The organism is Methylobacterium gossipiicola, from assembly GCF_900113485.1.
GTDB classification, from domain to species: Bacteria; Pseudomonadota; Alphaproteobacteria; order Rhizobiales; family Beijerinckiaceae; genus Methylobacterium; species Methylobacterium gossipiicola.
This window is the reverse complement of sequence record NZ_FOPM01000047.1, coordinates 1-10471: the sequence shown is the minus strand read 5'-3', so window position 1 is coordinate 10471 and position 10471 is coordinate 1. Positions and strand designations below refer to the sequence as shown.

At 69.1% G+C, this 10471-nt stretch carries 10 protein-coding genes, 1 rRNA gene and 1 pseudogene; 4 read left to right on the top strand and 8 right to left on the bottom strand.

Annotated elements, in window-relative coordinates:
- Positions 1–90, top strand: a 5S ribosomal RNA gene (gene rrf, locus BM249_RS20625); the annotation flags it as partial.
- A 191-nt stretch (positions 91–281) separates the two neighbouring features.
- Here the strand turns inward: rrf and deoA are convergent.
- The 4 genes from deoA to BM249_RS20605 are packed head-to-tail and all read right to left on the bottom strand — an operon-like array spanning position 282 to position 3574.
- Positions 282–1592, bottom strand: a complete 1311-nt coding sequence (deoA, locus tag BM249_RS20620) for a thymidine phosphorylase (protein ID WP_091975476.1) — start codon at positions 1590–1592, stop codon at positions 282–284.
- Positions 1593–1603: 11 nt separating this feature from the next.
- On the bottom strand, positions 1604–2329 hold the full coding sequence (gene deoC, locus BM249_RS20615) for a deoxyribose-phosphate aldolase (protein WP_091975474.1): 726 nt from the start codon (positions 2327–2329) through the stop codon (positions 1604–1606).
- Complete coding sequence (locus BM249_RS20610) at positions 2326–3156, bottom strand: purine-nucleoside phosphorylase (RefSeq protein WP_091975472.1); 831 nt, start codon at positions 3154–3156, stop codon at positions 2326–2328. Before BM249_RS20610 ends, deoC begins: the two co-directional genes overlap by 4 nt.
- Entirely contained in the window at positions 3149–3574 is a 426-nt protein-coding gene (locus BM249_RS20605; protein ID WP_091975470.1) for a cytidine deaminase, read from the bottom strand. Before BM249_RS20605 ends, BM249_RS20610 begins: the two co-directional genes overlap by 8 nt.
- A 104-nt stretch (positions 3575–3678) precedes the next feature.
- On the opposite strand from BM249_RS20605, the gene BM249_RS20600 reads away from it, so the two are divergent.
- Positions 3679–3900, top strand: a complete 222-nt coding sequence (locus BM249_RS20600; protein WP_091975468.1) for a DUF2093 domain-containing protein — start codon at positions 3679–3681, stop codon at positions 3898–3900.
- 126 nt (positions 3901–4026) lie between these two features.
- On the opposite strand, the gene moaD is transcribed toward BM249_RS20600, so the two are convergent.
- The 4 genes from moaD to BM249_RS20580 all read right to left on the bottom strand — a co-directional run bounded on the left by moaD (position 4027) and on the right by BM249_RS20580 (position 7848).
- Entirely contained in the window at positions 4027–4278 is a 252-nt protein-coding gene (moaD, locus tag BM249_RS20595; protein ID WP_091975466.1) for a molybdopterin converting factor subunit 1, read from the bottom strand.
- A gap of 53 nt (positions 4279–4331) precedes the next feature.
- Positions 4332–4931 (bottom strand): CDP-diacylglycerol--glycerol-3-phosphate 3-phosphatidyltransferase, encoded by a 600-nt coding sequence (gene pgsA, locus BM249_RS20590; RefSeq protein ID WP_091975464.1) that lies wholly within the window; start codon positions 4929–4931, stop codon positions 4332–4334.
- Positions 4932–5001: 70 nt separating this feature from the next.
- Positions 5002–7071, bottom strand: coding sequence for an excinuclease ABC subunit UvrC (gene uvrC, locus BM249_RS20585; RefSeq protein ID WP_091975463.1), 2070 nt, complete (start codon positions 7069–7071; stop codon positions 5002–5004).
- A 42-nt stretch (positions 7072–7113) separates the two neighbouring features.
- Positions 7114–7848: a chemotaxis protein gene (locus BM249_RS20580; protein ID WP_091975461.1), complete on the bottom strand. Its 735-nt coding sequence runs from the start codon at positions 7846–7848 to the stop codon at positions 7114–7116.
- A 241-nt stretch (positions 7849–8089) separates the two neighbouring features.
- On the opposite strand from BM249_RS20580, the gene BM249_RS20575 reads away from it, so the two are divergent.
- Positions 8090–8896: a L,D-transpeptidase gene (locus tag BM249_RS20575; protein ID WP_091975459.1), complete on the top strand. Its 807-nt coding sequence runs from the start codon at positions 8090–8092 to the stop codon at positions 8894–8896.
- Positions 8897–9255: 359 nt separating this feature from the next.
- Positions 9256–10471: pseudogene (locus tag BM249_RS20570) on the top strand (IS1182 family transposase); the annotation flags it as partial.

Here is a 10471-nt window from a genome sequence, read left to right as displayed (position 1 = left end):
AACCCGATCCCATCTCGAACTCGGCCGTTAAACGCACCAGCGCCCATGGTACTGTGTCTCAAGACACGGGAGAGTCGGTCGCCGCCAGACCTGCACAGCACATCACAACAGTCCCTCCAAACGATCACACCGAACAGGCCGCGCCCGAAAGGGCGCGGCCTGTTCGCGTTCGCGCATCCCATAAGCCCCTCGAAGCGCCGAACCCCGCGCGGCCCCAGGGCAGAGAACCGGAAAACACATCGGGCACGCCCGAATCCAGAAGGGGGAATGAGCCCTCAAGGTCAGGCGATGCGGTCTCGGAGGAGGGGGGTTGCACCGACCGATCCTTCGGCCACGCCATAGGCCGCGCGCAGGGCCGCTTCGGCCGCGTCCGCCGCGTCCACGCTGCGGGCATGAATCACCCCGAGGGGCCGATCCGGACCCACGGCCTCGCCGACGCGGGCGAGGCCCGTGAATCCCACGGCCGGATCGATGGTGTCCTGGGGCCGGGTTCGCCCGCCGCCGAGGCCGATGACCGCAAGACCGATGCTCCGGGTCGCCACCCGCGCCACGAAGCCGGGCTCCGGCGCGGTCACCGCCCGGACAATCTCGGCCCGGGCGAGGTAACGGTCCGGATGCTCGGCGAGGTCGGCGGGGCCGCCGAGGGCCGTCACCATCCGCGAAAAGATCTCTTGGGCGCGCCCCGTGTCGAGGGCTTCGGTCAGGCGCTCTCGGGCGGCGGGCAGGTCGACCGCAAGGCCACCGAGCACCAGCATCTCGGCCCCGAGTTCCAGCGTGATGGTGTGAAAGGCCGATTCCCGGACGCGCCCGGCGAGATAGTCCAGGGTGTAGGCCACCTCCAGGGCGTTGCCGGCGGCGGAGGCCAGGGGCGAATCCATATCGGTGACGAGGGCGACGGTGTTCAAGCCGGCGCCTCCCGCCACGCCCACGATGGCCTCGCCGAGGCCGCGCGCCGCGTCCAGGCTCTCCATGAAGGCGCCGGAACCGATTTTCACGTCCATCACGAGGCCGTCGAGGCCGGCGGCGAGCTTCTTCGACAGGATCGACGCCGTGATGAGGTCGAGGGATTCCACCGTACCGGTGACGTCGCGGATGGCGTAGAGCCGGGCATCGGCCGGGGCGAGGTCGGGCGTCTGCCCGATGACGCAGCAGCCGACGTCCCGGGAGACGCGCCGGAACCGATCGAGGTCGGGGCGGACATCGTAACCCGGAATACTGGCGAGCTTGTCGACGGTGCCGCCTGTATGGCCGAGGCCGCGCCCGGTGATCATCGGCACGTAGCCGCCGCAGGCCGCGACCAGGGGGGCGAGGGCGAGGCTGACGGCGTCACCGACCCCGCCGGTGGAATGCTTGTCGAGGACGGGCCCGGGCAAATCCCATTCGAGCACCGTGCCGGACCGCATCAGGGCGTCGGTCAGGGCGACGCGCTCGGGCAGGGACAGCTTTTGAAAGTACACCGCCATGGCGAAGGCCGCCGCCTGCCCCTCGGTGACGCGCCCGTCCATGAGGCCGGCGATGAACGCCTGGATCTGCGCGGGTTCGAGGGCGCGGCCGTCACGCTTGGCCCGGATGGTCTCCTGCGGCAGCGTCATCCGTAGCGGCGTCATGCGGTCGGCTCCAAGGCGGCGACGAGGGCGGCGCGCAGGGCGCTGGCCCCGATACGGAACGTGTCGGGGCGCGCCCAACCCGATCCCATCATCCGGTCGGCGAGGTCGAGATACCGGGCGGCGTCGGCCACGGTACGGAGGCCGCCCGATACCTTGAGGCCCTGGCGACCGCCGCCGTCCCGGATCGCCTCCAGCATGATCTCGGCGGCCTCCGGCGTCGCGGAGATGGCGGTCTTGCCCGTGGAGGTCTTGATCATGTCGGCGCCCGCCGCGAGGGCGAGGCGACTCGCCTGTCGGATGAGGTCGGGTGCCAGCATCCCGGTCTCGAGGATCACCTTGAGGCAGGTCTCGGCGCACATTGCCCGGACGGCGTCGACCATGGCGCGGGCCGCCTCGGGACGTCCGTCGCGCAAGGCCGGGTAAGGCAGCACGAGGTCGATTTCGTCGGCCCCGTCCGCGAGGGCCGCGCGGGTCTCGCGGAGGGTTCCCGCAACGTCTTCGCCGCCGGCCGGAAAATTGACCACCGTGGCGATGCGGACGCCCGATCCGGCGAGATCGCGGGCGGCTTGCGCGACGAATTGCGGCCAGACGCATACGGCGGCGACGCCGCTGGCCCGGGCCGCCGCGCACAGGGCGGTGATGTCCGCCGCCGTGCAGGCGTCGCTCAGGTCGGTGAGGTCGAGGAGGGGGAGGGCGCGCCGCGCGATCTCGGCATCGGTCATGGGGCACTCTCGGGCAGCAGGCTCACGAAACCCTCGGCGAGCCGGGCGAGGTCGGCGGCGGCGCGGGCCGCCACCGCCTTGGTTTCGGTGTGATGCGGATCGCCGTCGCCGATCCCGGCGGCGAGGTTGGTGACGACTGAAACCGCCGCCACCGGTAGCCCGAAGAACCGTGCGAGGATCGTTTCCGGCACCGTCGACATGCCGACGAGGTTGGCACCGAGGAATCCGGCCATGCGGACTTCCGCCGGGGTTTCGAAGCTCGGGCCGCAGAACCAGGCGTAGATCCCGTCGCCGAGGGGAATGCCACAGGCCCGTGCCGCCCGGTGCAACGTCGCCCGCAACTCCGTATCGTAGGCGCCGACCATGGGCACGAACCGCGCGTCGCTGGGCTCGCCGATGAGGGGATTGAGGCCCGACAGGTTGATATGGTCGGCGAGCGCCACGAGGCGACCGGGACCGACCTCCGCGCGCAGGGAGCCCGCCGCGTTGGTGAGCAGCAGGGCGCGGACGCCGAGCGCCCGCGCCACCCCGAGGGGAGCCCGCATGGCGGCGGCGTTCCCGGCCTCGTAGGAATGGGCGCGGCCTTCGAACACGAGGACGCGGCGCCCGCTCAAGGTGCCGGCATGGAGACGCCCGCCATGTCCGCTGACCCCGGGGGCGGGGAAGCCCGGAATCTCGGAATACGGGACGGCACAGGCGTTGGTGAGACGCTCGACCAGGGTGCCGAGGCCGGTGCCGGTGACGAGGGCACAGACGAAGGGGCCTTCGAAGCCCCGCGCCCGCAGGAATCGCGCCGCCGCGGCGATCGGGGTTTCGGTATCAGGCATCGCCGGTCAGGTTCTCCGGCCCGAACGAATCGGGCAACAGGGCGCCGAGGGTGAAGCAGGCCCGAACCCCATCGGTATCGGCGACGTGGATCGGCGTTTCGGGCGTGGCGAATTCACGGATCCGCTGCCGACAGGCGCCGCAGGGCGTCACGAGGCCGGGGCCGGGTCCCAGTACCAGCATGGCGGCGATCCGGCGTCCGCCCCCCGCCATCATGGCCGCGATGGCGCCGGCCTCGGCGCAGGTGCCGACGGGATAGGCCGCGTTCTCGACGTTGCAGCCGGCATGGATGCGGCCTTCCGCGTCGCGGAGCGCCGCCCCCACGGCGAAGCCCGAATACGGTGCGTAGGCCCGCGTATGGGCAGCGCGGGCAGCCTCGAACAGGCTCTGGAGTTCGGCATCCATCCCGGAATCTCGCATCCGCGATCCTTGGCACCGATGCGGGAGTCCTGTCGAGGGATCATCGACAGGGACACCGTCCCCTTCTAAAACGCGGGGCAGGATGACCCGACGGGGTAGGGACGATGCTGGGCCGGTTTGAACGCAATGCCTCGGGCGAGGCCACGGTGGAATATGGCGACGGCACCATGCGGGTGGTGAAGCCCGGCCGCTTCGTCCGCTGCGCCGTCACGGGCGCACCCATCGACCTCGACGCCCTGCGCTACTGGAGCGCCGTGCATCAGGAGGCCTATGCCAGCCCCGAAGCGGTGATGCAGCGCCTGCGCGAACGCGCGGTCGAGGGCTGACAGCGGCGGGCGGGGTCGCCCGCGCCATGGGCGCGCATCCCCTCGCACCGCTCGCGGGGAAGGGGATGCGTCCCAACGATCGGACTTGACGACCGACGCGGATTGCCCGTCGCTCGTCGGCGGCGATCACCCCCCGGTCATGGGCGGGAAGAACGCGATCTCGGACGCGCCCAAGAGCGATGCGTCGGGCTTGGCGTGCACCCGGTCCACGGCGACGCGGACCACCCCGTCGCCCTCGAAGGCGTAGGCATATTCCTCGCCCCGGCCGCGCAGCCATGCGAGCAGGTCCGACACCGTGGCGAGGCCGGGCGGCAGGTCCACCACCTCCTCGGCCTTGCCGACACGCTCGCGCACCCAGGCGAAATAGACGAGCTTCATGGGACGGTCCCTCTCGGTGGTCTCGCGGAGGCCGGACCGGCCTCGGCCCCGCCTCAGCGCGGGTCGTCGATGACGTGCTTGATGCCCGCCCGCATATAGTCCCACCCGGTGTAGAGGGTGAGGGCCGCGGCGATCCACAGCAGGTAGGTGCCGATCTCGACTGTGCCGGGCAGGATCGTCTCGCCGGCCGGCCCGGCCACGAGGAATCCGAGGGCGATGAGTTGGAGGGTCGTCTTCCACTTGGCGACCCGGCTGACCGGCACGCCGACTTTGAGTTCGGCGAGGTACTCGCGCAGGCCCGACACCAGAATCTCGCGGCACAGGATCACAATGGCCGCCCATAGGGTCCAGCTCCGGATGGTGCCGTCGGCGGCGAGCATGAGCAGGCAGGCGGCCACCAGCAGCTTGTCGGCGATGGGGTCGAGCATGCGGCCCAGCGCCGACGATTGGTCGTAGGTCCGGGCGACGTAGCCATCGAGGTAATCGGTGATGGCCGCGAGGATGTAGACGCCGAGCGCCGCGAAACGGGCGGAGTGCTCCAGGGGCCAGTACAACAGGGCCACGACGACGGGGACGGCCACGAGCCGCCCATAGGTCAGGCAATTCGCGAGCGTCCAGGCCGGCGAACGGCGGCGGGTGCGGGTCGGCTCCATCGGCGCGGTGAAACCATGCGGCGGGGTGGGGGTCAACCGCTCTGCCTCGCTCATGCTGGACCCGCGCCCTCTAGGTTTGTGTGTGAAAGAAATCGTAGACGGCCCGGGCGGTGGCGGCGTTGACGCCCGGCGTCTTCGCCAGATCCTCGAACGCCGCCCGCTGGATCGCCTTCACGGTCCCGAAATGGTGCAGGAGCGCCCGCTTGCGCGTCGGGCCGATGCCGGCGATCTCGTCGAGGGGGTTCTTCACCATCTCGCGCTTGCGCTTGGCTCGGTGGGTGCCGATGGCGAAGCGGTGGGCCTCGTCGCGCAGGCGCTGGACGAAGTAGAGGGTGGGATCGCGCGGCGGCAGCTTGAACGGCGGGCGGCCCGGCACGAAGAAGGTCTCGCGCCCGGCATCGCGGTCACGGCCCTTGGCGATGCCCACCAGGGCGACGTCGGTGACGCCGATCTCTTCGAGCGCCGCGCGGGCGGCGTCCAGCTGCCCCTTGCCGCCGTCGACGAGGACGAGGTCCGGCCAGGCCGGCAGGGTGTCGGACTCGGCTTCCGGAGCCTCGGGCGCGGCGGTCGCCGAAGGAGACTCGGCGGCCTCCGTCACGGCCGGCGTGCGCGGGTTCTCCTTCACCAGCCGCTTGAAGCGCCGCTGCAGCACCTCGCGCATCATCCCGTAATCGTCGCCCGGCGTCAGCTCCTCGGACTTGATGTTGAAGGTGCGGTAATGGGTCTTGGCGAAGCCCGACGGCCCGGCGACGATCATACCGCCCACCGCGTTCGTGCCCATGATGTGCGAGTTGTCGTAGACCTCGATGCGCCGGGGCGCCGCCGGCAGCCCGAACGATTGGCCGAGGGCCACCAGGAGTTTGCCCTGTGAGGCGGTGTCGGCGAGGCGCCGGCCCAGAGCCTCCTTGGCGTTGCGCTGGGCGTACTCCACGAGGTTCTTGCGCTCGCCGCGCTGCGGCTGGTGGATATCGACCCGGTACTCCGTGCGGCTCGACAGGGCGGCGGCGAGGAGTTCCGCATCCTCGATGGGGTGGGAGACGAGGACGAGGCGCGGCGCCGGCTTGTCGTCGTAGAACTGGCCGATGAACGAGGCCAGCACCTCGTCGGCCGTCATGGTGCGGTCGGCCTTGGGGAAGTAGGCGCGGTTGCCCCAGTTCTGGAAGTTGCGGAAGAAGAACACCTCGATGCAGAACTGACCGGCCTGCTCGTCGAGGGCGAACACGTCGGCCTCCTCCACCCCTTGCGTGTTCACGCCCTGCACGCCCTGGATGGCCGAGAGCGCGGCGATGCGGTCGCGGAAACGGGCCGCGCGCTCGAACTCCATGACTTCGGAAGCCGCCTGCATCTCCTCGCGCATGCGGTCCTTCACGGCGTTGGACTTGCCGGCGAGGAACGCCTTGGCGTTGTCGGCGAGCGCCTGATACTCGGGCAGCGGGATCTCGGCCGTACACGGCCCGGCGCAGCGCTTGATCTGGTAGAGCAGGCACGGCCGCGTGCGGTTCTCGTAGTAGCTGTCCGTGCAGGTGCGCAGCAGGAAGGCGCGCTGCAGGGCGTTCACCGTGCGGTTCACCGCCCAGACATTGGCGAAGGGGCCGTAATACGAACCCTTGCGGCGGCGCGCCCCGCGATGCTTCACGATCTGCGGCGCTTCCGAATCCGCCGTGACGAGGATGTAGGGGAACGATTTATCGTCCCGCATCAGCACGTTGAAGCGAGGCTTCAACTGTTTGATGAGGTTGGCCTCGAGGAGCAGCGCCTCGGTCTCGGTCTGGGTGGTGACGAACTCCATCGCCGCCGTCTGCGAAATCATCCGGGCGATGCGGTTCGAATGCGCCTGGCCCCGCGCGTAGGAGCCGACGCGGGCCTTCAGGTTCTTCGCCTTGCCGACGTAGAGCACGTCGCCCTTGGCATCGAACATGCGGTACACCCCCGGCCCCGACGGCAGGGTGGTCCAGAACCGTCGGATGATCTCGGTGCCGGCCTTGACCGCCCCCTCCTCGAAATCGAAATCGATCTCGGGGGCATCGTCGGCGACGTGTTCGGAGGCGTCGTCCGCCTCGTCCATCGCGTCGAGGTCCTCCGGCGGAACATCGTTCAGGCCTTTGCCGGGGGCGGTCGCGCGGCTGCTCTCGCGGGTCATGGCGCTGATTTAAGTCGCGCGGATTCGCGAGGAAAGGGGCGATCAGTCGAACAGCGCGTCGATGTCGCCCTGATCGACGTGGCCGGCATCGCCGTCGAGCTTCGGCCCGTTGAGGAGCGAGCTCTCGTCGTCGATGTTGATTGTGTTGCCGCCGGGGCCGAGAATCTCCGCGAAGGAATCCAGGCCACCCCAGGCCTCGATCATCCGGTCGAGGTGATCCTCGATGAATTTGAGCACGCCGACGATCTTGGTGATGCGCTGGCCCGTCAGATCCTGGAAGTTGCAGGCCTCGAAGGCGACGACCACGCGGTCGAGGATGGCGTCGATGTTCTCGCGGCCCGCCATGGTGGTGGTCATGGCCCGCAGCATGCTGGCGTTGGTCTCGATCTCCTCGATGGCGCCGAGGATGGTGCTCGTCGCCTGCTCGGTGGAATCCACCACGGCATCGAGTTCGCCCGCGACCCGGCGCATCCCCTTGCCGGTGTTCTCGGAGCGATAGAGCGTGGCGATCTCGAGCTTGGTGCGGGTGATCGCCTCCTTCATCACGTCGAGTTCGGAGCGCATGGCGAAGGCTTCGTTCAGCTCCTTGCGGCACGCCTCCATGGTCTCGACGGTGCTCGTCGCCGTCGCGCGACGCAGGTCCTGGATCGCCGACAGAATCTCGTCGAGGCGAGGGTCGTTCCGCGTCGCCGCTTCGGAGGCCACGACCGCGACCGGTGCCGGAGCGCTGACGGCGAGGCCGAGACTGTCTTCGATGCGGTAGCGTTTCATGGTCATCGGTCGGGTCGAGTCCGGCGGAGGTCAGCCGGCGCACCATGGACTGAACTGATTGCTATTTGTTGAATGCCGCAAGGAAACGGCAACCTTTACCGTCCGTTCACGCTGACTCGCATCGCCTGTCGGTGACGCCGCTTCCGCAAAGGATTCACCACGTTCCTTCACCGAACGCGGCCCGACGACCCGCGATCCTCACCCGATGCCTGACCCGTTGGGGTCGTCGGTGTCGGAGGGAAGGATCATGCGGATGGCAGCGTACGTGGCCCTGGCCGGTCTCGCCTCGGCCATGGGAATGGGCGTGGGGGCCGGCGCGGCGCAGGCGCAATCGTCCGCCGGGCGCTATGGCGGCGGCTTCATCGAATTCCTCATGAGCGAGGCCGCGCCGGTGGCCGCGGTTCGACCCGTGGGACGCGAGCCGGGTGCCGCGCCGCGCCGGCTGCAGTCGGGCGACCGGGTCCCGGCCCTCCTGTCGGTGGCGGCGCCGATGGCGGCCCCCGTGGCCGCGCCGGCGCGCCTCCGCCTCGCGGCCCTGCCGCCGGGCACCGGGGCCGAGCCCGTGGCCAGCTATGCCCGCCCGGAAACCCAGGCCATCGCGCGCGCCGCCGATCCGCGCTTCGCCCGTCAGGTCGTGGATTTCGACGGCGGCCAACGCCCCGGGACCATCGTGGTCGATACGCCCGCGAAGTACCTCTACCTCGTCCAAGGCGGCGGCAAGGCGATCCGCTACGGCATCGGCGTCGGGCGGCCGGGCTTCGCCTGGTCGGGCCTGAAGACCATCAGCCAGAAGCGCGAATGGCCGGACTGGACCCCGCCCGCCGAGATGCTGCGCCGCCGCCCCGATCTGCCCCGGCACATGTCGGGCGGCCCGGCCAATCCCCTAGGCGCCCGCGCCCTCTATCTCGGTTCGTCGCTCTATCGCATCCACGGCACCAACGAGCCGCACACCATCGGCCAGAACGTCTCGTCGGGCTGCATCCGGATGATGAACGAGGACGTCATCGACCTCTACGAGCGCACGCCCGTGGGCACGCGCGTCGAGGTGCTGTAACGGCGAAGGGGCGCGCGCAGTAAGTTTGTCGGTGGGAGAGGGTAGTGTGTCGGCTTCGTACGCCTAAGTTTGTCGGCAGAAATCCGCGGCTAACATAGCGAGCAGGGTCACCAACATCACCGCTGTGCCTCGCGAACCTTGCACGGGCTTGGCCGCTTGATGATAGCCGACCCAGTGATGCGGTTACGGACACCAACGATCCGCATCAGAGAAACCTAGAGTAAATAAGGGCCGCCCTCGCAAAGGGTTGACCCTTCCTCTTTCGAGGGAGCCGTCAACGCAATCAGCGGCAGTCAGCGACCCTGGCTTTGTCAACCCCCCGAAGATGGTACTCTTCTCCGGGTTGACCGGAGGCGGGCATGGGACGGTTTGTTGTCGGCGCTGAGCGCGATCAGACGACGCTGTTTCCGCCTTGTCTTGGAGACTGGATCGCCGAGGACAACCCGGTCCGCGTGGTCGATGCCTTCGTGGATGCCGTGGATCTTGGGGCGCTCGGCTTCGAGGGCGCCGATGCGGCACGGACGGGACGACCGGGCTACCATCCCGCAGCCCTTCTGAAGCTTTACGTCTACGGCTATCTCAACCGGGTCCCGTCGAGCCGACGTCTGGAGCGGGAAGCGGGCCGGAACGTCGAGGTCATGTGGCTGACGGGCCGGCTGTCGCCCGACCATAAGACGATCGCCGAGTTCCGCCGGCAGAACGGATTTGCCATCGGGCGCGTCTGTGCCCGCTTCGTCGCCTTGTGCCGCGAGATGGGTCTTCTAACGGGGACGCGCATCGCGATCGACGGCTCGAAGTTCAAGGCGGTCAACAACCGCGACCGCAACTTCACGCAAGGCAAGCTCGACCGGCGGCGCCAGCAGATCGAGGAGAGCGGGTCGCGCTATCTCTCGCAACTCGACACGGCCGATCGTCAGGATCCCACACCCGAACTGGCCGCCAAGGTGGTGCGGCTGAAGGAGAAGATTGCCCGCCTCGGGCAGGAGATGGAGCGGCTGGCCGGCCTGGAGGAGCAGATGAAGGCGGCGCCCGACCGGGCAGATCTCGCTGACCGATCCCGACGCGCGCTCGATGGCAACGAGCGGGCGCGGATCGGGCTTGGTGGGCTACAACGTCCCGGTGGCGGTCGAGACCGAGCATCATCTCATCGTCGCGCACACGGTCACGAATGCCGGCTCGGACCGGGCGCAACTCAGCGGAATGGCCGTGCGGGCCAAGCAGGCCCTGGAGACGGACACGCTCGATGCGGTGGCCGACCGTGGGTATTACTCCGGCCAAGAGATTCTCGCCTGCGAACGCGCCGGCATCTCCGTCACATTGCCCCGGCCCATGACGTCAGGCGCCAAGGCGGCCGGACGCTTCGGCAAGGAGGACTTCCTCTACCGTCGTGAAGAGAACGCCTACGTGTGTCCGGCGGGTGAGACGTTGTCTCATCGCTACACCACGGTGGAGAATGGCCTGACGCTGCATCGGTACTGGACGAATGTTTGCTCGGCCTGTCCGATGAAGACGGACTGCACGACGGGCAAGGAGCGCCGGGTGACGCGTTGGGAGCACGAGGACGTGCTGGAGACC